Here is a 232-nt window from a genome sequence, read left to right as displayed (position 1 = left end):
GGTGAAGTCGTAACAAGGTAGCCGTATCGGAAGGTGCGGCTGGATCACCTCCTTTCTAGGGAGTCAGACGTGAAGATCAGGCTGGTCCTGATGTTCACGGACAGGGAAAATGAGTTTCAGGGATGTTCAATTTTGAAGGCCTTGCCTTCAGCATAAGGGCAGCGAAACCCGAAACGCTGGAAAGCGCGGGGGTATAGCTCAGTTGGGAGAGCACCTGCTTTGCAAGCAGGGG

General features: G+C 53.9%; 1 rRNA gene. It reads left to right on the top strand.

Annotated features, from left to right (window positions below):
* Positions 1-55: ribosomal RNA gene (locus H6B15_RS15350) — 16S ribosomal RNA — on the top strand; the annotation flags it as partial.
* Positions 56-232: the final 177 nt, after the last annotated feature.

The organism is Gemmiger formicilis (assembly GCF_016900095.1).
Taxonomy (GTDB): domain Bacteria; phylum Bacillota; class Clostridia; order Oscillospirales; family Ruminococcaceae; genus Gemmiger; species Gemmiger formicilis_A.
This window is presented reverse-complemented; position numbering and strand designations above follow the sequence as displayed.